Here is a 22,352-nt window from a genome sequence, read left to right on the forward strand (position 1 = left end):
ACTTATCCACAATTTGAGAGAGTCGGAAAAGTTATCCACAAATCCGTGTTTGAAGACGGACAAGCGGAAAGCATTGTGATTATTGGGATCACGAAGATGATTCCGTTGTCGGTCGTCGAGTAGCGGTCAAGTTATCCACACTTATCCACATTTTTGTGGATAAGTGTGGAAAGCCGGTTTCCATGTCCATGCGGATAGGGAGACTGGAGCGAGTTTTATGTTGTCAAGGAGGAGTCATGGCTGAGGAACGGAATCCGATGGAGTCCGCCGAACAGACATTGCAGCGCATCTTCGGAGAGGGGAGTTCCCCGGTCGGAGCGGAAATCGCTCAGCTGTCCAGTCGCTATGCGCGCCTGCAGAAGATCACATACCCCAAGCCGGCAAAGACGCGACTGATCGCCGTGGCCAATCAGAAGGGCGGGGTCGGCAAGACCACGTCCACGGTGAACGTCGCCGCAGCTCTGGCGAAGAGCGGCGCCCAGGTGCTGGTCATCGACATGGATCCTCAGGGCAACGCCTCCACCGCGTTGGGTGTGCGTCACACCTCCGGTGAACCCTCCGTCTACGATGTGATCGAAGGACGACTGAAGCTCGCTGAAGTCAAGCAGCCGTGCCCCGACTTTGAGACGCTCGATGTCGTGCCGGCCTCCATCGACCTGTCCGGTGCGGAGCTCGAGGTCGCTGATCTGCCGAACCGCAACACCCTGCTCAAGGACGCCGTGGATGAGTATCTCGCTGCCTCCGAAGTGCATTACGATTACGTGTTCGTCGACTGCCCGCCGAGCCTGGGCCTGCTGGTCATCAACGCGATGTGCGCCGTGCACGAGATGCTCATTCCGATTCAGGCCGAGTACTACGCGCTCGAAGGTCTTGGCCAGCTCATCAACACCATCGGCCTCGTGCAGAACCACTTCAACCCCAGCCTCACCGTATCGACGATGCTGGTGACGATGTTCGATCGTCGTACGCTGCTCAGCCGTGAGGTCTTCAACGAGGTCAAAAGCCACTACCCGTCCATCGTGCTCGACACGACGATCCCGCGCACCGTGAAGATCTCTGAGGCGCCGAGCTTCGGCAAGAGCGTCATCGCCTATGACCCGCATGGCATGGGCGCGATCTCCTATTCGGAGGCCGCGCTGGAGATCGCCCGACGTTCCTCGAATGTGTTGGACGCCATCGAAGCCCGAATGAAGGAGGCCTGATATGGCATCGAAATCGCGTCTTGGTAAGGGGCTTGGCGCGCTGTTCCCTGATCTGCCGGGCGAGGATCCGTCGATTGTTTCACGTGAAACTAAGCGTGTGATCAATGAGGCTGTACAGCGGCAGGAGACGGGAAAGTCGCTCGAGCCGAAGTCGAAGGCTGAAGTGGCGCCTTCGCGTCCCCGGGTCTCCGTGCCGTCGATCGTGACTCCGGCGCCTTCGTCGCAGGAGTCTCCGCTGGAGGCGGCGCATTCGGCGAAGAAGTCCGGTGGCAAGGCGAAGCGTGCCGCGATGCCTGCTCTGGGCGACATCGCCCATCCGAGCGATATGTTCTTCAACGACACCGCCAGCGCGGATGCTTCCGTCGTTGAGGCGACCCCTGCCGATCGTCAGGGGAGTGATGCCGCAAAGCAGAACGCTGCCGTTGTTTCACGTGAAACAGAGAACAAGGACAAGAAGGACGCCGAATCCGAAGAGCCGCAGCTCAAGCCGGTCGAAGGCGGATATCTTGCCGAGCTGAAGCTCTCCGACATCGGTCCGAACGCGCATCAGCCGCGCACGGTGTTCGATGAGGACGATCTCAACGAGCTGTCCGCCTCCATCAAGGAGGTCGGCATTCTCCAGCCGATCGTCGTACGGAAACGTCCGGCCGCGCAGATCGAGGAGGCCCGCAGGAAGCAGGCGGATCACAAGCCGCTCAACCAGTTCGATGGTCGACTCGACAGCATGTACGAGCTCATCATGGGAGAGCGCCGTTGGCGTGCCGCCCAGCTGGCAGGTCTGGAGACCATCCCCGCGATCGTCAAGACGACCGCCGACGATGACATGCTCCGCGATGCACTGCTCGAAAACCTGCATCGCGTCGCCCTCAATCCGCTCGAAGAGGCCGCTGCCTACCAGCAGATGATCGATGAATTCGGTCTGACGCAGGCGCAGCTGTCCAAGTCGGTTTCGAAGTCGCGTCCGCAGATCGCCAACACGTTGCGACTGCTGAACCTGCCGAGCACTGTGCAGAAGAAGGTCGCCGCCGGCATCCTCACCGCCGGTCACGCCCGTGCGCTGCTTGGTCTTGGTGACGCCGAGGCGATGGACAAGCTCGCGAATCGCATCGTCGCCGAAGGGCTGTCGGTGCGTTCCACCGAGGAGATCGTCGCGATGGCGAACCTCGAGAACAAGGACGCGAAGAAGCCGAAGACCAACAAGAACAATCCCTGGGCCGGATCGCCGATCCAGACGAATCTTGAGAATCACTTCGACACCAAGGTCTCCATCAAGGGCACCCCGAAGCACGGTCGCATCGAGATCGTCTTCTCGTCCCCCGAAGACATGGACCGCATCCTCTCCCTCCTCATGCCCTCCAGTGAATCCGACGCCGCAACCCCCGACGGAGCCTCCGCTACAGACGGCAAGTGGGTGTGACCACTGTATTACCGCAGGTGACAGCCTTGGCCCCTCTGACGAGGGGCTTTCGGCGGAGTCGATCTTATGACCACCTTGGCCCCCTCTGACGAGGGGGCTGTCGGCGAAGCCGACTGGGGGAGAGAAGAAAAGCGGCCCGAACGGGCCGCAAAAAAACACAGCATCGGCCGAAGGCCGATTCCAAAATCAAAACGCGGTTCTCTCTAACCGATGCGCTGACGTGCCACTCGGTCTATTTGCTCGCACACCTCGCAAAACATGCGATCCACCTCGAGATTCGAGAATCGTATGACCATCAGTCCCTCATGTTCCAGCTCTTTCGTGCGTTGCAGGTCAGCGGCCCGTGCATCCTCGCTGTAGTGTCCTCCGCCATCGAGCTCGATCACGAGCCTTGCCTTGGCGCAGTAGAAGTCGACGATGAACCTGCCGATCGGCTTCTGCCGTTGCCAGCGTACGGGATAGGTCTTCAAGTATCCGTGCCAGAGCTTGCGCTCCCATGGAGTCATAGTGCGTCTGAGACTCCGCGCCCTTGCGGTGTTAGATCGATCGTAGTCTTTCATATGACGAAGGATACGGGGCGGCTAGGGGGAGCGGAATCAGCCTTACGGCTGATGCTGTGCTTTCCGCGGCCTGCTAGGCCGCTCATCATTCTCTCCCCCAGTCAGCCTTCGGCTGACGGCCCGTCCTGTAATTATGGACGCACTGCGTGCGCAGTTGGCTGGCTCGCCTGTCGACTCGCACGTTGCCTGCAAACAGCTCTGCTGTTTGCTTTTACGGCAACGTCCCGTCAGAGGGGGCCGTATTACTGTTTGCTTTTACGTCCCGTCAGATGGGGGTATTTGCTGGGGGCATATGGGTATAGGAAATGTGTATTGCGCTGTGGGTGAGCGGGGACGATGGGTTTGCTAGGGTGGGGTGCATGACTTTGCATAATGTGGTGATTGTTGGTTCGGGTCCTGCCGGATACACGTCGGCGATCTATCTGTCTCGTGCAGGCTTGAAGCCGCTGATGGTGACCGGTGCGCTGACGCCGGGTGGTCAGCTCGTCAATACGACCGAGGTGGAGAACTTCCCCGGTTTCCCGGATGGTGTGATGGGTCCGGATCTGATGGATGCGATGAAGGCGCAGGCTGAGAAGTTCGGCACCGAATTCGAGCATGCCGATGTCGAATCGATCGTCGAAGTGCCGGCCGAAGGCGACGACGTCAAGCCGACCTATCATCTGACGCTCGATACGGGGGATGAGCTCGACGCCCGCGCGGTGATCGTCACCACGGGTTCGACGTACCGCAAGCTCGGCGTGCCCGGAGAGGTCGAATACTCCGGTCACGGCGTCTCGTACTGCGCGACCTGCGACGGCTTCTTCTTCCGCAACAAGCCGATCGTCGTGGTCGGCGGTGGTGATTCCGCATTCGAGGAGGCGCTGTATCTGACGCGCTTCGGCTCGTCGGTCACGCTGATCCACCGTCGCAATGAGTTCCGCGCCTCGGCGATCATGGTCGAACGTGCGCGTGCCAACGAGAAACTCACGCTGCTCACCGATACGGTCGTCACCGCGATTCACGGCGAGGCTCCCGCCGCCGCGCCAGCAGCCGCTGCGATCAAGCCGGCAGGGCAGGGGATCCAGCTCAATCTCGGCAAGCCGACGAACGGCATCTCGTTGGGCAATGCGGGCGGACTGTCTCTTGCAGCTCCCGCGGTTGGCAATGTGTCGAGCATCGATATCCGCAATACCGTGACCGGCGAGACCGGCACGCTGGATACCAAGGCCGTGTTCGTGGCGATCGGACACACGCCCGCCACCGGCTTCCTCGGCGACATCGTCGACAAGGATGAGGACGGGTACGTGCTGGTTGACGGAGCCAGCACGCGTACGTCGCGTCAGGGCGTGTTTGCCGCGGGTGACTGCGTCGATCGCGTGTATCGTCAGGCGATCAGCGCGGCGGGCATGGGATGCCGTGCCGCGCTTGATGCGCAGGCGTATTTGGCGTGATCAGCGGAAGTAGGCGCTGGTGACGTTGATGGTGATGATGTCGGAGGCGTCGGCTCCGTTGGCGGCGGTGCCGGACTGACCGGACTGGCTGCTCTGGCCGGAGTTTGAACTGCTCTGGCCGGACTGTCCGCTCTGATCGTTGCTGCTGTCTCCGAAGGGGACGTCGTTGAGGTTGTCCTCGGACGGCCACTCGTTCTGCTGCACCTTCGGATCCTGCGGGTTCGAGCTGCTGCGATTGAACAGGTATACGGCACCAACCAGCAGTGCGATCAACACGAGTGCGGCCACGACCAGCAGCACAGTGGCGGTGGTCATGTTGCCCAGCAGACGATGATCGGACAGATCCTCGTGCGCATCATCGGCCGGATCGCGATCAAGCATCGACTTCGGCTTGAAGCTCGGCGGATGGTTCATATCGAAATCGCTCTCAACCGGGCGCGGAGGCAGCGCCGGGCTGACCGGGATGGCCGGCGGCATCGAGCCACCGGCGACACCGGCGGCATCCGAAGCACCGTGACCATGATGCGAGGCGTCATGCGCGGTGTGCGGACCTGCATGCGGGGCAGTCACACCGCCATGGGCACCGTCCGCCGCACCCTGAGCACCTTGAGTGCCCTGAGCATGATCAGTGAGATCATGTGCGGCACCCGCCTGCGCAGAGCCATGACCAGCTGCGGTACCGGCATGCTGTGAGACGGAAGCATTGCCGCTAATGCCGCCATTGCCGGAATGTCCGTTCGGCGCGGCAGTCGCGGCGCCGTTACGTCCGCCGTGTCCGCGGCGATCACCGTCCGACGCATGGTCGATGCGTGCGCCATCCGCCTCATGCGGGTTGACGAAGTCCTCGAAGCCTTCGATGGACATGTTCTCCGGATCGCGCATATCGATGGCGACGGTCGGCATGTTCGATTCGTTGATGATCGGAATTCGCGACGTCTCCTCGCCGGTGTTCAGATCATCCGGCAGCGAGACGGGGGCGGGGTAGACCTGGAACGAGAAATCGTTGACCAGATCCTCGGTGCGATGCTGCACGTCATGACCGGCGGCATTCGCCTGACCGGCACGATTCCCGGCAGTCCCGGCGGCATTCGCCCCAGTGCCCCCGGCACCGTTCGAAGCCGGCGTGACATACGAACGTGCGGCGATGCGGGCGCGCTCCTCCGGCGACACGTTGCGACCCATCGCGAAGAAATCATGCGGGGAGTACTCCTTGAACGATTCCTCCATGTCAGCGAAGCTCTCCGCGTTCTGCGCGGCGACGATCGCATCGGCGTGACGAGCGGCCTCCTGCTCGCTCGGCGCGCGATGGATCTTCAGCTCCGGCAGGCGCTCGTTGCTGACGTCCTCGGCGGGCAGCTCGGCCAGCTTCGCCTTGGACAGGTCGCGTACGGCCACCGTCGAGATCGAGCCTTCACCGGCATCGGACGGCAGGGCGATATCGCGGTCGGAGAGCTGTGCCAGCGGCGTCCATTCGCCGAGCAACGCGGTCAGTTCGCCAAGTGTGAGCATCGGCTCGCCGCGCTTGCCGGTGTTCGCGTTGGGCAGTTCCAGACCACGGGACAGAATCACATGGAATTCGGTGGGCATGTCCGAATCCAGCGAGGACAGATCGTATTCGGTGTCGAGTGTGACCGGCCTGCGCTTGAGCATGCCGTACATCACGGCGGCGAGCTGACGGATCGCCAGCTGCTCGGTGGGCATGCCATCGGGGGCGCCGGTCGGTTCGGACAGCAGCGCCGTCAGCGGGACATCGGCGATCTCCAGACCGTCGACGGACACGCGGATCGTATCGGTCGACAGACGTGGCACCTCAAGGCCGGAGACGATGGTCGCGGCGTCGCCGATCACGGATCGGATCGCCTCATAGCTGAGCGTGCCGCGGGCCTTGCCGCGCAGATACTCGGTCAGTGACAGACCCTTCTCCAGCTTGGTGACGAGCACGGCCACATCACCCGCCCTGCGGAACTGGAGCACCGGCGTCAGGCCGTCCTTGAGGCCGGCCGTCGAGGCGAGGGAGGAGATGTCGTCGAGCGTCTCCGGAGCGGTGAGAATGAACAGTTGGCAGTCCTGCGCCAGCACGCGGTCGTTCGCCTTCCAGGCCTGAACGCCGGGCTCGTCGCGCAGCAGGGCGACCAGCGTGTATCGGTTGAAAAGCGTGTCACCCAACTGAGGCTTCATTGTTCGTTTGACTCCATACTGCCCGATTGTGGAAAGGTGTTGCGGTCGACCCTGGGGGCCTGCCGCGCTGTTGTCATTCTAACCATGGGGATAGGCATATCGCCCTCGTTCCACAGGCTGATTGTGGAGTGATTTCGTGCCGGTTTCCGGGCGGAGTGCCATGGGCTTCTTTCAATATTGTTATGACTATAATAGTTATGACTATAAAAGTTGTACCCATATATTATGTGATTCCGCGATTCTGAGATTCCACGATGGAGGTACGTGATGTTCATCGGACGTGACGACGATCTGTCCCTGCTCCGCGACTGCTATAACGATGCCAAGGCGCAATTGGTCATCGTGTACGGGCGCAGGCGCATCGGGAAAACGGAGACATTGTCCCATTTCGCGCAAGATCGGCCGACGCTGTTTTTCTCCGCGCAAATGGGCACCAGAGAGGAACAGTTATCCGAGTTCTCCCGTCGCATGTTCGAGGAGGGGGCGCCGGCGGGAAGATACCTTGATCGATACCCCGATTGGCATGCGGCGTTGAGTGATTTGGCGGAATTGCCCGAACCCGAGGATGGACGTCGCCGTCTGATCGTCTTCGACGAGTTCCCGTATCTGGTCAAAAGCGATCCGTCCCTGCCGTCCATCCTGCAGAATCTCTGGGATCATACCTTGCGTCGTAGGAATCTCATGATCGTGCTGTGCGGTAGCGCGATGAGCTTCATCGAGAAGGAGATCCTCTCCGAGAAGGCGCCGTTGTACGGTCGTGCCACCGGGGTGCTCAAGATGCTGCCGATGCCGTACTGGGATGCCGTGAAATTCTTCCCTCGATATTCGGATGAAGACAAGGCCCTGACGTATGCGATTCTGGGTGGCGTGCCGCAATACCTGTCCACGTTCGATCCCGATCGGACACTGGAATGGAATATCAAACGCTATATCCTACGCCGGGGAACGGCGTTGTACTCGGAGCCGGACGTGCTTATGCGCGAGGAATTCCGTGAGACCGGCAAGTACAGCACGATCATCCGTGCCATCGCGTTGGGCGACACCAAGCTCAACGACATCGCCACGCACACGTTGATTCCGCCGGGGACTCTGGGATTTTACCTGTCCTCGCTGATCGAGGTCGGCATCGTGCAACGTGAGTTTCCGGTCACGGCGCGGGTCACGGAGCAGACCAAGGGCATGCGCGGACTGTACCGTCTCTCAGACGACTTCTTCGGATTCTGGTATTCGTTCGTCTATCCGAATCGTTCCGAATTGGATAGCGGCGACATCGACGGCGTTTACGAGGAAAACGTTCGGCCAGCGCTTCACGATTTCGCGTCGCACGCCTTTGAACGCATGTGCGCTGCATGGCTGATGCGGGAAAGCGTGCGTGGTGATTTGCCGTTCCGCCTGAATCGCGTGGGGCGTTGGTGGGACCGCACCGATGAGATCGATGTGGCTGCACTGGATCGATCCGATAACAGGGCGATCGTCGGCGAATGCAAGTTCCGCACCACGCCGATGGATCCGTCGATGCTCGATCTGCTGCGCACCCGCGCCGTCAAACTGGGCATGCAGGAGCGACACTACGTGCTGTTCTCGCTGTCCGGCTTCACGCAGTCCCTGATCGATCTGGCCGCCGTTGACGAGTCCGTGCGACTTGTCGGACTGCCGGAGCTGCTCGGGTGAATGTCCGTTCTCCGTCGGATGGGCCAGACAGAGGGAGGGGAAGAGGATAGCTATCCGCGCATGTGACGGGGCGGGCGCGGGGTTCGCAGGAATCCTGGGAGGTGATCGCCGAGACGGCCGCCCAGACGACGGTTCAGAGCGCCCAGCAGACCAGTGAATTCGTCGCAGCGCAGCACGACGAGCATCATCGCGTAGATGACGGCAGTGATCACCGTGCCGATCACGCAGAAGACGACCGCCTGCAGCCAGCTCAGCCGCCCGCGTGACAGGTCGGCGCCCAGCAGACCCATCAGCGGATCGGTGAGCAGCCACACGGCGATGCCCGCCAGCACGGCCGCGACCAGCGCCTTGAGGAACGTCGCGGTGATGCGGCGGCCGTCCAGATAGCCGTCGAACCGCCGACGCAGCATGAACACCAGCAGCGGGAAGCTCAGCACGTAGCTCAGCGTGATCGCCAATCCGATGCCTGCCGTCCAGTAGCGCGCCGGCGCGAACATCGCGATGCCCACCTCGATGACGATCTGGATCACGCTGGCCAGCAGCTGGAACAGGAACGGATGCTTGCCGTCCTCGAACGAGTAGAACGTGCGCTGGATGAGCAGGTACGCGCTGGTGAGCGGCAGGCCGAACGACAGGGCGATCATCGGTCCGGCGATCAGCTGCGCCTCGGGCACGCTGACGCTCGGCAGCAGGGCGATCGTGATCGGTACCGGCATCACGATGATCGCCATCGCGAAGTACATCATCATCACGCCGACGTTGCGCAGCGCCCCGCTCAGATCGGCTCGCGCCTCGTCGATGTTGTGATCGGCCACCGCGCGCGAGATCTTCGGGAAGATCGCGGTCGCCACCGACACGGCGATCAGCGAATACGGCAGGATGTACAGCGTGAACGCGTTCTGGTACGAGCCGTTGCCTGCGATGCCGTACAGGTCGTTGCCGGCGAACGGCGCACCGTTGGAGATGCGCGCGTTGATGATGTTCGTCAGCTCCTGCAGGCCCATCACGCCCATGCTCCATGCGGCCACCGGTCCCATCGCCTTCAGTCCGATGCCGGAGACGCCCCATTGCGGGCGATAGCGGATGCCGGTGCGCATCAGCGGCACGAACAGGATCAGCGCCTGGAACGCGACGCCCAGCGTCCACGTGCCGGCGGTCAGGAAGATTTTGTCCTCGCTCCAGAACTCCAGCGGCTGGCGGCTGGCCGGTCCGAACAGCACGAGGAACGCGGTGAAGCCGGCGCAGCTGATGACGTTCGCGCCCACCGAGCTCCACGCGTAGGTGGCGAACTTGTCCTTCGCGGCCAGGATCTGGCCGATCACCGTGTACAGGCCATAGAAGAAGATCTGCGGCATGCACCACAGCGTGAACGCGTTGACGAGCGCGCGCTGCGCCTCGTTCCAACTGGAGTTGAGGTACAGCATCGTCAGCAGCGGGGTGGCGGCCATCATCAGCAGCGTCATCGCCGTGAGGATCACGATGGCGAGCGTGATGAGCTTGTTGAGGCGATCCTGTGCGTCATGCTCCTTGAACGTGCGCACGATCTGCGGCACGAGCACCGCGTTGAAGATACCGCCGGAGATCACGGTGAACAGCACCTGCGGGATCATCGCGCCGGTCTGGTAGGCGTTCGCGGCGATGCCGGTGGTGCCGAGGCAGGCGGCGAGCAGAATCGTGCGGATCTGTCCGGTAAGACGGGAGGCCATGGTCCCCGATGCCATGATCAGGGAGTTGCGGCCGACGTTGGAACTCATTCGTCGGGGTCCTTCTTGCGGTTGAATTGGCGCCACAGGCCAAGCACGCCGAGCAGCACGGCGAGGCCGATGATGACGAAACCGGTTTTGTCGCTGATCTTGAGCACGCAGTTGATCGGGGTGTCCTGCGAGAGGCCGAACGCCTGATCGGTGCGGTCAAGCAGCGTCACATGCGCGATCGTCGAGCCGGATGTGGCCGCGCGCAGCGTGAACGTGACCTGCGATTCGGACTTCGGCGCGATCGTCACCGTCGTCGTGCGCGAGGTGACGATCTCCGGCGAATCGGTGATCGACGACAGGCGGATCGTCACCGGATAGGCGGTGGTGTTGCTGATCGTGACCGGCATCGACGCGGTTTCCGACACCATCGTGACGGCTTCGGACGGCGTCAGATGCACGCCGCCGAGCAGATCGTCGGCGAGCCTTCGTGCGCCCGCGGACACGGTTCGGGAGGCGTCGGCCACCTCGGAGCTGCCGCCGTCCGTCGACAGGGCGTGCAGCGCGAGCTCGTTGTGCGCGGCGAGCAGCGTGCTGATCCACTGCGAGGGACCTCCGTCGGGCTGGGTCTGGGAGGCATTACGCGGGCTGGCGTTGGCATCGCTGTCGAGGATCGCGTCGCGGAAGCGAAGGATGTCACCGTGGCTGTCGGACAGCGCGGTGAGCGTGTTGTTGAGATCGGTGATGGCCGAGTCGGAGAGCTTCGCCTCCTTGGGCGTCTCCTCCTTCGCGCTCTCGCCGCTCGCATGCGGCGTCGCCTTGGCGAGCGTGTCCAGATCGGTCAGCTGCAGCCAGGTCGACTGTTCGATCGCGGTCATGAACGCGTCCACGGTGGCGGGGGTCTCGCCTTCGTCGAAGCAGACCAGCAGATTGCGGTCGTTGTACGGCTGTTCCATCTGATAGAACGCGCTCTGTGCGACGAAGCGCGCGATGCGCCCCGCCTCGCTTGCCTCGGCCGTTGCCCTGCGACTGGTGGCCGTGCCCTTGACGAGGTTGCTCAGCTCGCGCTGTTCGACGAGTACGGTCACATCGCCGGCCTCCGTCGGCACGATGGTGGTGCCGGTGTGCACGGTGCTGGCATCCGCCGATTCGAAGTCATGCGTGGCGATGACCGTGCCATACCCCTGCTGTCTGGCCGCGGTCAGGGCCTGCAGCGTCCATTTGGCCTTGCCCTGCCAGGCGATGGTGCCGGTCGACGCCTGCGGGTCGTTGACGGCGGTGCGGTAATGCGCGATCGCCGCGCTGGCGTTCCACGCCTTCGTGCTCACGCCCGCCGCGGCATAGGCCTGATCGTCGGCGCGTGCGGCGTAGGTGGTGATGTCGAAGTCGGCCGGCTGCATGACCGCGCTCACCCGCGGCGGCGTGGCCAGCGCGTCGAGATACGTGGGGTCGGCGACGGTTTCGAGCCCGCTGTGCTTGGTCAGCACTTGGGCGAGCATGCGGTCGAATCGGGTGTGATCCTGCTCGAGCGTGACGGCGTCGGAGGAGGTGCCGTTCGCGTTGCTGGTGGCGGAGACATCGTTGCCGCCGTTGCTGTTGGCGCCGACGGTGGTGTCGCCCGTGACCAGTCCGTTCAGCTTCTCGTCGTTGGTCGTCCAATGCGAGCTGGTCAGCGGCATGGTGACGGTGAGCTTCATCGCCGGAGTCGCGGTGCCCAGGCCACTCGACGAACGCGTGAGGAACGTGCGCAGCTGCGCGCCGTCCGCCGTCGATCCGTCGCCGGGCGTGTAGTCGACGAGCAGCGGCTTCGGACCCCAGTTGGTGATGCGCTTCAACGCGTCGGCGTCGGCCGGCACGTCGACCGTCATCGTGACGGACTTTCCGGGATCGATCGCCGGCACGTCGACCGACCCGAGCAGGGACGGCGTGGGGATGCGGTTTTCCGCCTGCGCCCACTCCTGCATGTCGGTGCGCGAAACGAACGTGTACATCGGATTGACGGACAATGTCAGCGATCCGGCCGCCCACGTGCCGTCGCCGGTGTTCGTGATCGTGGCGGTCAGATGGTAGCCGGACGTCGCCGTGACGACCGCGGTGGCGGATACCAGTGTGATCGTGTGCCGCTGCTGCGCCGCGGAGGTCGTGGATCCGGAGGTTCCGTCCGTGTCCGCCGTGCCGTCCGCCGTGGTGCCCGCGGCCTGTGCGACGGCCGTCGGTCCGGCCACGCCGGCCACGCCGATCATGCCGGCCAGAACCGCGACGACGAGCAGCAGTCCGCCCAGAACACGCCCCCAACGCGCGTGGAGGGTGCGAAGGGCGTAGAGGGTATCGTGATTCACTCGTCTGCCTGCCTGTTCAGTTTCCTCGCATACAACCATGCGATCTTGCGCTCATTAGGATAACTGAGCACGTCGTCCAGATCCTTGAAATCAACCCAGATGGCGTCCTCGGCCTCATGGTCCGGGTCCCCCTCGACCGTCAACGTGCCGCCGATCTGCCGCAATGCGAAATGATGCACCAGCTTGTGCACGCGCTGCGTTGTTCCGGTGAACCAGTAGTCGATCGTCGCGATCGAATCGACCACCTCGCCCAGGATGCCGGTTTCCTCGTGCACCTCGCGCACGGCCGTCTGCTGGGGCGATTCGCCCTTTTCGATATGCCCCTTCGGCAGACACCATTCGAGATGTCCGCTGCGCGAATGGCGGGCGATGATCGCCACGCGCCCGCGCTCGTCGAACACCAGTCCGCCGGCCGAATACTCGCGCACGACCGGCAGCTCCTGCGCGTCGAGCGAGGCGAACTTCGTCGGGCCGTCGGAGTTGCGGCGACGCGGCATCATCGCCGGGGTCGGACCGGACGGCTTCGCCGGCTTCATCGGTTTGCGATGATGCGCGAGCGTCGCCGGCGAGACCGCCTCCGAGACGCGCAGACGCGCGAACACCGTCGCCGGCGTCGGCATCGACGACGGGGCCGTGGCCTCGACCTCGTTGCGGGAGACGGTCTGCGTGGCGGTGATGGTCAGCGTCACGTCGGTCACGTCGGTCATGCCGGTCTCGGCCATGACGGCGGCGTCATCGGCCATGCTTGCTACGTCGTCGACGACACGGGGCATCGCAGCCGCCGCAGCGGCGTCCGCAGCGTCGTCGGGATCGTCCACGTCCTTGACGGAACCCTTGGAATCATTGGATTCCCGCCGCTTCGGAGAGGATTCGGACGTGTACATCAGCACGTCCTGCTCATACCCGTTTTGGGCATGGTTGACCGCGGCAGGGGCGGCATGACGAAGCATGCGCGCAAGGTCCGCGGGCGTAATCATGCCTTCCACCTTACTCAAGTCCGTGTGCAATTGGAGTAACGGTATGCTGGTAGGCGATAAGAAAGCCAGAAAACGTGCGAAAGGGATGTCGTGAATTTCGAAGTATGGCCGGAGGCCATTGAACTTGGCCGCATGTTCGCCGCAGAGGGATACGAACTGGCGTTGGTCGGTGGGCCGGTGCGTGATCTGCTGCTGCACCGGCACAGTCACGATCTCGATTTCTGCACGTCCGCGAGGCCCGAGCAGTTCGAGCCGATCCTGCGCCGCTTCGGACATGATGGCTTCTGGGATATGGGCCGCAAGTTCGGCACGCTCGGTGCGATGCGCCGCCGTCCGGACGGCACCGAGGTGCAGGTGGAGGTCACCACCTACCGTTCCGACACGTACGACCCCGATTCGCGCAAGCCGGAGGTGGCCTACGGCGACAGTCTCGAAGGCGACCTGTCACGTCGTGACTTCACCGTCAACGCGATGGCCCTGCGCGTGCCCGATCTGGAGTTCGTCGACCCGTTCGGCGGTGCGAACGACCTCGCCAAAGGTGTGCTGCGTACGCCGGTCGACCCGCGTCAGTCGTTTGACGATGATCCGCTGCGCATGATGCGCGCGGTGCGATTCGTCGCCCAGCTCGGCTTCTCGATCGAACCGGAGACCGCCGAGGCGATCAGCGCGATGACCGATCGCATCTCCATCGTCTCCGCCGAACGCGTGCGCGACGAACTGACCAAGCTGATCCTCTCCGACCGTCCGCGCGCCGGCATCGAGGCGCTGGTCGACTCCGGTCTGGCCGCGATCGTGTTCCCGGAGATCCCCGCGCTGGAACTGCAGATCGACGAGCATCACCGCCACAAGGACGTGTTCGAGCACACGATGATCGTGCTCGATCGTGCGGTCGCGCTGGAGACGGACGACGACGGTCCGGTGCCGAGGCCGGATCTGACGCTGCGACTGGCGGCGCTCATGCACGACATCGGCAAGCCGAAGACCCGCAAGTTCGAATCCGGTGGCAAGGTGAGCTTCCACCATCACGACGCGGTCGGGGCGAAGCTGACGCGCAAGCGCCTCAAGGCACTGCGCTTCGACCATCACATCGTCGAGGACGTCAGCGAGCTGGTGAATCTGCACCTGCGCTTCCACGGGTACGTGGACGAGCCGTGGACCGACTCCGCGGTGCGTCGATACGTCAAGGACGCCGGACATCTCTACGAGCGGCTCAACCGCCTGACGCGCGCCGACGCGACGACGCAGAACCGCCGCAAGGCGCATATCTTCGCCACGGCGATGGATGAGATGGAGGCGCGCGTCCGCGAGCTCAAGGAGAAGGAGGACTTCGACGCGATCCGCCCGGATCTCGACGGCAACGAGATCATGTCGATTCTGGGTCTCGAACCCGGTCCGATGGTCGGCCGCGCCTACAAGCACATGCTCGACTATCGCCTCGATAACGGTCCGGTCGAGCATGATGTGGCCGTGGCCGAGCTCAGGCGCTGGGCCGCGGAAAACAACTGAGCCTGAGCATTTGGGCTCAGGCTCAGGCGTTCAGACGGACGTGATCAGTTGACCTGCGTGTGGGTGAAGGTCTTGGGCAGGCCGGCCTTCTGCATCTCCTCGGTGGTTTTGCAGCCTTCGAAGTCGACGATAGTGCTGCCCTGCTTCTTGACCTCCGACTCGCTGCGCAGGTTGTTGAAGGAGCCGCCGACGACCACGTTGACGGTGCGGTCCTGACGATCGTCCATCTTCATGACGGCGTCGGTGAAGTACTGGTTGAGCGTGTAGGCGGGGTTGATGGCGTTCACGCCGAAGTAGATCGTCGTGCGCTCCACCTTCTTGGACTTGTAGTTGCCGACTTTCACCACATTGAACTGACGGTTCTTGAGCGCCTCGCCCACCGCACCGGCGAGCCCCCTGAACTTGGTGCCGTTGAGCACTTCGACGGGCACGGTGGAGTTGTCGGACCACTTCATCGCCGAACCGTCCTCGTTCTTCGCCGCGCATGGCACGGCCACGCCGTAGTTCGGCTTGACGGAGTCCTGGGACTCCTTGTCGATCCTGATCACGCCGAAATAGAGCAGGAACGAGGCGATCAGCGCCACCACGAGGACAGCGCCGACGATGGAGAACACCGTCCTCTGGCGCCGGCGTACATATGCCTTGCGTGCCTCGCGCTCATCATACTGTTCGGCCATTGCTTCCCTTTCGTTCGCTGTGCTGAGAAGTTACCTTAGCGTGCAACCGTGACGCTGATATGGGGGTGGATATGGGGCCTGGCGGGGGCCTCCGCCGCGATGATCCGGTCCACCGCGCCCGAACGCTCCCAGGCCGCGAGCACCTGACGACGCACCGCGGGAGTAGGCGTGAACGCCACCACGGACGGCCCCGAACCGGAGACGAAGGCGTGCCTTGCGCCGGCCTTGAGGGCCGCGTCGACCGCCTGACCGCTGCGCGGATGCAGTTTGATCGCGGCCTTCTGCAGATGGTTGCGATCGCCCGATCCGGCGCCGATCGCATCGAACAGGCGATACACGTCGGGCGTGCTCAGCTGCGTGCGGTATGCGCCGACGAGCAACGCGCCCGCGTAGCCGTCGGCACGCAGCGCGCGTTCGGTTTCGGAGCCTTCGTCGATCGACTCGATGACCTCGCCGTACCCGGTGCCGCGCGCGTAGCCGCCGGCCACGCAGAACGGCATATCCGCGCCGAGCGTCGCCGCGACCTCGCGCAGCCGTTCGATCGGCCAGTGGAGACCCCACAGCTCGTCGAGCGCAAGGATCGTGGCCGCGGCGTCGGCCGAACCGCCGGCGAGCCCCGCACCCACCGGAATGCGCTTGTCGATCGACAGGGCGATGTCCGGTTCGCGTCCGGCCGCCTCGGCCATAGCGAACAGAGCCATCACCGCGTGGTTGCGGCGCATGTCCGCGGACGATGACGCCAGATCGCCCAGATGCTTGCCGGAAAGATCGAGCGAGAAGCCGGTTCCTGCCGGTTTGATGGCCGCGCTGACGGTGTCGGTCAGGCTGACCGCGCAGTAGATCGTGTCGAGTTCGTGACGTCCGCCCCATTCGGCGCGGGAGGCGCCGACCTCGAGCGTGAGATTCGTCTTGGCCGGGCAGTCGACGCTCACCATCGCCGGCGTATCGGGACGATGGTCTGGTGCGGGTGCGGTCACGGGTGAGCCCGTGGACAGGGTGGTCGCGGCGCTCATGCCTGCGCCTCGGTCTGGGTCTGGGGCTGGGACTGGGACTGTGTCCCGGCGTCGGCCGAGGATTCCAAGGCGATCACCGCGTTCGCGAGGGCGACGAACTCGTCGATCGTCAGCGTCTCGCCGCGGCGGGTCGGGTCGATGCCGGCGGCCTCGAATGCGCCGGCCGGAACGGTCTTCTTCAACGCCGCGTGCAGCGTCTTGCGACGCTGGCCGAACGCCGCGTCGATGAGACGGAACGTGGCCTCACGCAACTGCTCCGAGCCGCGTTCGGGTCCACGATGGAACGAGACGAGCGCCGAGTCGACGTTCGGCGCGGGCCAGAACACGTTGCGCCCGATGACGCCGGCTCGTCCGGCCTCGCCGTACCAGGCGAGCTTGACGCTCGGAGTGCCGTAGATCTTGTTGCCCGGCTCCGCGGACAGACGATCGGCGACCTCCTTCTGCACCATCACGAGGAAGGAGTCGAGGTTGCCGAAGCGTTCCAGCAGCGTGAGGATGATCGGCGTGGCCACGTTGTACGGCAGGTTCGCGACCAGCGTGAACGGCTTGGACGCGTCCGCGAACTGCGGCAGAACCTCGGGGCCGACGGTCAGGGCGTCGCGGTTGACGACGGTGAGTCTGCCGGACGCCTCGGGCATGAATTCGGCGATCGTGTCGGGCAGGCGCTCGGCCAGCGGCGGGTCGATCTCGACGGCGGTCATCGTCGCCCCCGTTTCGAGGATCGCCAGCGTGAGCGAACCCAGACCCGGGCCGACCTCCAGCACGTGCGTATCGGCGTCGACGTGCGCCTCGCGCACGATACGGCGCACGGTGCCCGGGTCGATGACGAAGTTCTGGCCGAACTTCTTGGTCGGGCTCACGCCGGCGTCGGCGGCGATGCGGCGGATGTCGGCCGCGCCGAGCAGATGGCCGGTTCCGGCTGCCGCTTCCGGCGTTGCGACCGGCTCGACCGGAACCGTCTTCGGCTCGCCCGTGTTCTCCTGTGCTGTGTCGTTCATGTCACCGTCCGTGTTGCGTTGTGTGCGTGTTGAGTGCGCGCTTTAGTACCAGTTGTTCTTCAGCCAGAATTCCTTGGCCTTGGTGGGGGAGCCGTAGCGGCCCGAGATGTAGCTCAGACCCCAGTCGATCTGCACCGCACCGTCGTCCTGCCATCCGGTGCCCATCTTCGATCCGGGCAGGGCCTGCGGGATGCCGTAGGCGTCGGAGGACGGGTTGTCGGCGTTCCACCGCCAGCCCGATTCATGCTCCCAGATCCACACGAGGGCGTCCCACTCGGCACCGGTCCAGCCGCGCTGTGCGGCCGCGGCCGCGGCGTAGGTCTTGGCCTGCGAGATGCTCGGATGCCACAGGCGTCCGCTCGCCGAGCTGCCGCCGGAGTTATTCGAGTTGCTGCCGGAGTTGCCGGAGTTGTTCGAGCCACCGGTGTTCGTGTTCGGCTTGCTGGTCGAGCCGGAATTGTTGGAGTTGCCCGAGTTGCTGGACGAGTCGTCCGCGCCGGGCTTGTTCGTCGAGCCGGAGTCGTTCGGCTTGCTCGTATCGGTGTTCGGCTTCGACGTGTTGTTGTTCGAGTTGCCGTTGTTCGTGTCCGGTTTGCTCGTGGATCCCGAGTTGTTGGAGTTGCTCGAGTTGTTGGAGTTGCTGCCGGAACCAGTGTTCGGCTTGGCATCGCCCTTATCGGACGTACCGCCGTCGTTCGACGAGCCGTTCGACGAATCCGTCGAACCCGATCCGGAATCGCCCTTCCCGGACGTCGTTCCGGAATCCGACGAATCGCCCGAATTCGTCGAATTGCCGGTGGTGTCCTGTTTCGCTGGACCCACCGCGATGATCTGGTCGAGCGCCACCTGCGTCGTCGTCTCACTGTTGAGCGTCTCGCTCTCCTTGACGCCGTCGACGTACGTGACGTCGTAGATCTGCGTGATCGAACCGTTGACGCCCTGCTGACGGACCACGGTCTGACCGGGCTGGAGCGAGTCGTCGACGACCGTCCGAGTCGTGAACGGCACGGTCTTGACGCGCGTCTCCTGACCGTGCGTGACGCGCTGGACGCGCAGGATCGTCGTGCCGCCGTCCTTCGTGACGGTGACGCGATCCTCCTTGCCGACGTTGATGCCCTTCGAATCGAGGATTGACGCGGCAGGCAGCTTGCCGTTCGGTGCGACGGACGTCTTGCCGTCGGCGATGACCGTGACCGGACCCTCGCTGTTGATGACGAGCCCGCCGGTCAGCTGGTTGTACACGTTGCCGATGTTGACGGTGATCTTCGAGGCCTGCTTCTCGTTCGCCCTGAAGAAGCCGATGAGCTGGTCGGCGCTGTCGGCGACCGTCCAGAACGGGATCTCCTCGCCGTCGACGTTGACGGTCGTCTGGAAGGCGCTGCGCACGGTGACGACCGCATGATCGGCGAGTCGCTCGCCCGACGACGATTCGACCAGATCATGGCTCTTCACGTCGATGCCCTGCTCCTGCAGGAGACGATCCACGCTCATCGCGTACGTCTGCACGGTGGTCGTCTTGCCATTGACGTTCAATGCGACGGCCTTGCGCGTGGACAGGCCGAACGTGACCGCCATTGACGCCACGACGGCCGTTACGCACACGGCCACACGGATACGGCGCAACATCACAAACCGTTGCGGGGTCCATCGCCGTGCCATAACTGCAAACCTCATTTCCCGCCCGATGATCGTCCGCAACACCACTTCGCGACGACGGGCGCACTCGGAGCCCATCGTAGCGCACCATGTGCGAAGAAAAAGAAAAAAGGGGGCGGGAGAGAAGGGGAAGTTCCCGCCCCCTGAAACCGGACTGAAGCAGGTTGGGGGACGCTCCAGTCCTACCTAGGAACCGTAATCGGGGGGAAGGCTCCCAGGCGACTTACCCGTGTTAAGTATTGAATGTGCACCCCCTGTGCGCACATACAGTGTACACCTTTTCGGAGCGCGACGAGCCTCTTGTCGGGATCGAACCGACGACCTGCCGCTTACAAGGCGGCCGCTCTGGCCATCTGAGCTAAAGAGGCGTGGCATGCGTGTCATGCGTGCACCGTGGTGATGGTGCCGCACCCCGCGCATGCGCGAGCTACCAGCATAGCAGACCGGATGGAATCACTTGCCGGTGATCAGGGCGATCAGTGAGCAGGTCAGTGATCAGACGAGGGAGACGGGCTTGCCGTCCGCGCCGATCGACGGCAGCTGTCCGGCCTGGCCGACCTGGCTGTCCTCGAGGCCCAGCGCCTGGACCAGACCCGCGTCCACCGTCAGGTCGGCGGTGGTCAGCTGGTTCATATCCCAGAAGTTGCCGTTGATCGTGACTGTCGGCGTGGTCATCTGCCCCTTGAGCTGGCCGGACACGTTCAGCAGATCGGTGCGCTTGGGCAGATAGGTGTTGATCGCGTCGAGCCAATCGGTGTACTTGCCCGTGACGGACGCGTCGGCCACCTTCTGCGAGACGCCGGCCTTGACCGCCTGCTCCTTCATCTGGTCGTCGGAGGTCTTCTTGCCGGAGTTCTCGGCCGGCTGGAAGTCCTCGGCGTACATGTTCTGGATGAAGCCGAGGATGTGGCTGGCATCCTTGTCCTGCTCGGTGAGCGCCAGCAGCATGTTCGCGGCGCGCGTCGAATACTCGTCGCTGCTCCACTGGTCGCCGAACGACATCGGATGCAGCTCGAGGTTGATCTGGCCGGCCTCAACCAGCTTGGTGAGGGTCTCGCCCGCGGTTCGTTCGAAGTTGCCGCAGCCGGAGCACATGAAGTCCATGTAGACGGCGACGGTCGGCGCGTCGGCGATCTTCTCGCCCACGCCGTCCTTGGAGACGAGCACGCCGCCCTTCTCGTCCGCGGTGCTCGGCTTGTCCTTGACGTCCTGCAGCTTCGCGTACGCCTCGTCGACCGTCATGTTGGCCTGGGCGGTGCTGGCGGCGTGCGAACGGTAGAGCGCGATTCCCGCGATGGCGATCAGCGCGATGACGACCACGACGACGATCGCGCCGATGATGGTCTGCTGCTTGCGCTCCTTCGCCGCCTGCTCGGCGCGGGCCCTGGCGGCCGCCTCCTCGGCCGCGCGGCGTGCGGCGCGGGTCTTGCGCTTGTCTGTCTTATCGGCGTTCGCCATGGGTATGTGATCCTTTCCCCGAATGACCCGGTTCTCCCGGCACGATCTGCGGTGTGATTGATCCGCAGTGTGATATGTCGATACGAGACATATCAGACGATCTTGTCGCAAGTGTAGCCCGTGTGCAGCCTCGCGCGCATGCCGGCGATTGAATTTCGCGTGAATTACACGTTCGGCTGATTCGGCCGGTACTGCTGATCCGGCTGATTGCTCGGTTGATTGGCAACGGATCGCCCGCGCATCGCGCCCGCGGCGAGACGAATCGCCTCGGAGAACGGCCACAGCGACGTGAGGATCCATGCAGTCGCCGCCACGCCCGCCGCAACCAGATTCGTCACGGAGAACGGCGCCACATCAGTCAGCCACGGCACCTGATACGGCCAGTAGCCGTTCGGCATCGGCACCTGCTGCCACGGCAGATCGAGCGCGATCGCGGCGAACACCATGCACAGCACGTCAAGCAGCGCGAACTGCAGCGTGCGCGCGATCGTCGCGGCAAGCCCCTTGACCAGATGCCACGGCAGCTGCACGATGCGCAGGGCCGAATCCGACCCCTTGCGCTCGCCGCCGCGCTTCGACTCGCGGTCGAGCTGCGCGGTCTCGCTGTACCCGACCGTGAACAGCAGCCAGAACAGCAGTGCCGCGGCGATGAGTCCCGCAACCGGCCAGACCGCCGCCGCGATCATCGGGATGACCATCATCACCACGAGCGGCAGCACGCCGTGACTGACGTACTGGCCGCGAAGCCGATCGGCAGCATTCGCGTGATTCGGCAGTCCGGATCGGCCGAACTGGCTGTACTGGTTCGGACGCTGATCCATCGGCAGCGGCATCACCGGAGGCATGTTCTGCGGCGCGCCCTGCGCGGGCGTGCGCAGGAACTCCGGAACCGTGCCTTCAATGGCGGCGGTGCGCTCCGGATCGGCGGCGTTGACGGGAGACTGAGGCTGCTGCATCGGCTGCGGGAACAGCGGTTCCGGACGCGGAACCTGCCGGCCGCCCGGATGCAGCGGAATCGTCGAGACACCGGGTTCGGAGGATGCACGGGGAGGAATGCTCTGTCCGGGCCGTACCGGTGGCGTTGCCTGCCCCACCGGCATCACCGTAGTGCGCTGCGGATGGTCGGAATCCGTACCATTCTGCGGATTCGGCGGCGTCGGCGTGGCCTTCGCGCTCGCCGGCGGCACGTATGCGGGAGGAAGATCGGTGGGTTTCGGGCTCTGCCGCGACTGGGCCGCGGGCGATACCTGTGCGAACTGGCCGGACTGCGCGAATCGCACGGGACGTGCATCGACGGAGACGGCAGGTTGGTTCGCGTTGGTCGCGATGCGTCGCAATGCGGGGCGGGCGGCGGGGATTGTTGGTCATGCCGTCGCGGGGATTGAACGGTTCGGGCGAACCGGCTGGTTCGGGCGAACGACGGCCGGCATCACCCTGGTCGAACCCGGCGCGACCGGCGGCGGGGGAGGGGTCAGCAGACCGGGCACGTCGTTCGGGCCGAGGGCGTCGCTCGGCAGGGCTACCGTGCACTGCTCCGGGCTCAGCGCACGCGTGGCGGCGAGAGCGTTGGAACCGG

At 64.1% G+C, this 22,352-nt stretch carries 16 protein-coding genes and 1 tRNA gene; 5 read left to right on the forward strand and 12 right to left on the reverse strand.

Going from position 1 to position 22,352, the window contains the following annotated elements; translation table 11 throughout:
* Positions 1-257 precede the first annotated feature (257 nt).
* Together BCAL_RS09445 and BCAL_RS09450 are read left to right on the forward strand one after the other, a co-directional pair.
* Positions 258-1,202 (forward strand): ParA family protein, encoded by a 945-nt coding sequence (locus BCAL_RS09445; RefSeq protein WP_052119194.1) that lies wholly within the window; start codon positions 258-260, stop codon positions 1,200-1,202.
* Between the two features lies 1 nt (position 1,203).
* Positions 1,204-2,619 carry a ParB/RepB/Spo0J family partition protein gene (locus BCAL_RS09450; protein ID WP_043166236.1) on the forward strand — a complete coding sequence of 472 codons (1,416 nt, stop codon included), beginning with the start codon at positions 1,204-1,206 and terminating at the stop codon, positions 2,617-2,619.
* Between the two features lie 203 nt (positions 2,620-2,822).
* Here the strand turns inward: BCAL_RS09450 and BCAL_RS09455 are convergent, their stop codons facing one another.
* A complete protein-coding gene (locus BCAL_RS09455) occupies positions 2,823-3,179 on the reverse strand; it encodes an endonuclease domain-containing protein (RefSeq protein WP_043166233.1) in 357 nt (118 codons plus the stop codon).
* Between the two features lie 359 nt (positions 3,180-3,538).
* Between BCAL_RS09455 and BCAL_RS09460 the strand changes: the two genes are divergently transcribed.
* Positions 3,539-4,612: an NAD(P)/FAD-dependent oxidoreductase gene (locus tag BCAL_RS09460; RefSeq protein WP_043166231.1), complete on the forward strand. Its 1,074-nt coding sequence runs from the start codon at positions 3,539-3,541 to the stop codon at positions 4,610-4,612.
* On the opposite strand, the gene BCAL_RS09465 is transcribed toward BCAL_RS09460, so the two are convergent.
* The gene (locus tag BCAL_RS09465; RefSeq protein WP_152600365.1) at positions 4,613-6,778 is read right to left on the reverse strand and encodes a protein kinase family protein; all 2,166 of its coding nucleotides are present in this window, start codon (positions 6,776-6,778) and stop codon (positions 4,613-4,615) included.
* Positions 6,779-7,057: 279 nt separating this feature from the next.
* Here BCAL_RS09465 and BCAL_RS09470 point away from each other — a divergent pair, with 279 nt between their 5' ends.
* On the forward strand, positions 7,058-8,461 hold the full coding sequence (locus BCAL_RS09470; protein ID WP_043166227.1) for an ATP-binding protein: 1,404 nt from the start codon (positions 7,058-7,060) through the stop codon (positions 8,459-8,461).
* Positions 8,462-8,511: 50 nt separating this feature from the next.
* Here BCAL_RS09470 and murJ read toward each other — a convergent pair whose 3' ends face one another.
* From murJ to BCAL_RS13420, 3 genes are read right to left on the reverse strand one after another with little or no spacing between them, the layout of a single operon-like run.
* Positions 8,512-10,215 (reverse strand): murein biosynthesis integral membrane protein MurJ, encoded by a 1,704-nt coding sequence (gene murJ / locus BCAL_RS09475; protein WP_052119187.1) that lies wholly within the window; start codon positions 10,213-10,215, stop codon positions 8,512-8,514.
* Positions 10,212-12,491 carry a DUF6049 family protein gene (locus BCAL_RS09480; protein ID WP_052119186.1) on the reverse strand — a complete coding sequence of 760 codons (2,280 nt, stop codon included), beginning with the start codon at positions 12,489-12,491 and terminating at the stop codon, positions 10,212-10,214. The genes murJ and BCAL_RS09480 overlap by 4 nt, the downstream gene beginning before the upstream one ends.
* Positions 12,488-13,468, reverse strand: a complete 981-nt coding sequence (locus tag BCAL_RS13420; protein ID WP_043166309.1) for an NUDIX hydrolase — start codon at positions 13,466-13,468, stop codon at positions 12,488-12,490. Before BCAL_RS13420 ends, BCAL_RS09480 begins: the two co-directional genes overlap by 4 nt.
* 90 nt (positions 13,469-13,558) lie before the next feature.
* Here BCAL_RS13420 and BCAL_RS09490 point away from each other — a divergent pair, with 90 nt between their 5' ends.
* Positions 13,559-14,974 (forward strand): CCA tRNA nucleotidyltransferase, encoded by a 1,416-nt coding sequence (locus BCAL_RS09490; RefSeq protein ID WP_043166224.1) that lies wholly within the window; start codon positions 13,559-13,561, stop codon positions 14,972-14,974.
* A gap of 44 nt (positions 14,975-15,018) precedes the next feature.
* Here BCAL_RS09490 and BCAL_RS09495 read toward each other — a convergent pair whose 3' ends face one another.
* From BCAL_RS09495 to BCAL_RS09525, 7 genes are all read right to left on the reverse strand, one after another.
* The gene (locus BCAL_RS09495) at positions 15,019-15,651 is read right to left on the reverse strand and encodes a LytR C-terminal domain-containing protein (protein WP_043166222.1); all 633 of its coding nucleotides are present in this window, start codon (positions 15,649-15,651) and stop codon (positions 15,019-15,021) included.
* Positions 15,652-15,686: 35 nt separating this feature from the next.
* Positions 15,687-16,586, reverse strand: a complete 900-nt coding sequence (locus tag BCAL_RS09500) for a 4-(cytidine 5'-diphospho)-2-C-methyl-D-erythritol kinase (RefSeq protein WP_043166307.1) — start codon at positions 16,584-16,586, stop codon at positions 15,687-15,689.
* A 74-nt stretch (positions 16,587-16,660) separates the two neighbouring features.
* Positions 16,661-17,662, reverse strand: a complete 1,002-nt coding sequence (rsmA, locus tag BCAL_RS09505) for a 16S rRNA (adenine(1518)-N(6)/adenine(1519)-N(6))-dimethyltransferase RsmA (RefSeq protein ID WP_081887408.1) — start codon at positions 17,660-17,662, stop codon at positions 16,661-16,663.
* Between the two features lie 42 nt (positions 17,663-17,704).
* Positions 17,705-19,321 (reverse strand): aggregation-promoting factor C-terminal-like domain-containing protein, encoded by a 1,617-nt coding sequence (locus tag BCAL_RS09510; protein WP_043166220.1) that lies wholly within the window; start codon positions 19,319-19,321, stop codon positions 17,705-17,707.
* Positions 19,322-19,612: 291 nt separating this feature from the next.
* Positions 19,613-19,686: transfer RNA gene (locus BCAL_RS09515), tRNA-Thr, on the reverse strand.
* 127 nt (positions 19,687-19,813) lie between these two features.
* Positions 19,814-20,776, reverse strand: a complete 963-nt coding sequence (locus BCAL_RS09520) for a DsbA family protein (protein WP_043166218.1) — start codon at positions 20,774-20,776, stop codon at positions 19,814-19,816.
* Positions 20,777-20,940: 164 nt separating this feature from the next.
* Positions 20,941-22,056 (reverse strand): hypothetical protein, encoded by a 1,116-nt coding sequence (locus BCAL_RS09525; RefSeq protein ID WP_156101979.1) that lies wholly within the window; start codon positions 22,054-22,056, stop codon positions 20,941-20,943.
* Positions 22,057-22,352 lie beyond the last annotated feature (296 nt).

Origin of the sequence: Bifidobacterium callitrichos DSM 23973 (assembly GCF_000741175.1) — a bacterium.
In the GTDB taxonomy this organism is placed as follows: domain Bacteria; phylum Actinomycetota; class Actinomycetes; order Actinomycetales; family Bifidobacteriaceae; genus Bifidobacterium; species Bifidobacterium callitrichos.

Bases quoted from the DNA above. Each gene is read 5' to 3' on its own strand.
- BCAL_RS09445 (WP_052119194.1), top strand. From the start codon at position 258: ATGGAGTCCGCCGAACAGACATTGCAGCGCATCTTCGGAGAGGGGAGT.
- BCAL_RS09450 (WP_043166236.1), top strand. From the start codon at position 1,204: ATGGCATCGAAATCGCGTCTTGGTAAGGGGCTTGGCGCGCTGTTCCCT.
- BCAL_RS09455 (WP_043166233.1), bottom strand. From the start codon at position 3,179: ATGAAAGACTACGATCGATCTAACACCGCAAGGGCGCGGAGTCTCAGA.
- BCAL_RS09460 (WP_043166231.1), top strand. From the start codon at position 3,539: ATGACTTTGCATAATGTGGTGATTGTTGGTTCGGGTCCTGCCGGATAC.
- BCAL_RS09470 (WP_043166227.1), top strand. From the start codon at position 7,058: ATGTTCATCGGACGTGACGACGATCTGTCCCTGCTCCGCGACTGCTAT.
- murJ (WP_052119187.1), bottom strand. From the start codon at position 10,215: ATGAGTTCCAACGTCGGCCGCAACTCCCTGATCATGGCATCGGGGACC.
- BCAL_RS13420 (WP_043166309.1), bottom strand. From the start codon at position 13,468: ATGATTACGCCCGCGGACCTTGCGCGCATGCTTCGTCATGCCGCCCCT.
- BCAL_RS09495 (WP_043166222.1), bottom strand. From the start codon at position 15,651: ATGGCCGAACAGTATGATGAGCGCGAGGCACGCAAGGCATATGTACGC.
- BCAL_RS09500 (WP_043166307.1), bottom strand. From the start codon at position 16,586: ATGGTGAGCGTCGACTGCCCGGCCAAGACGAATCTCACGCTCGAGGTC.
- rsmA (WP_081887408.1), bottom strand. From the start codon at position 17,662: ATGAACGACACAGCACAGGAGAACACGGGCGAGCCGAAGACGGTTCCG.
- BCAL_RS09510 (WP_043166220.1), bottom strand. From the start codon at position 19,321: ATGGCACGGCGATGGACCCCGCAACGGTTTGTGATGTTGCGCCGTATC.
- BCAL_RS09520 (WP_043166218.1), bottom strand. From the start codon at position 20,776: ATGGCGAACGCCGATAAGACAGACAAGCGCAAGACCCGCGCCGCACGC.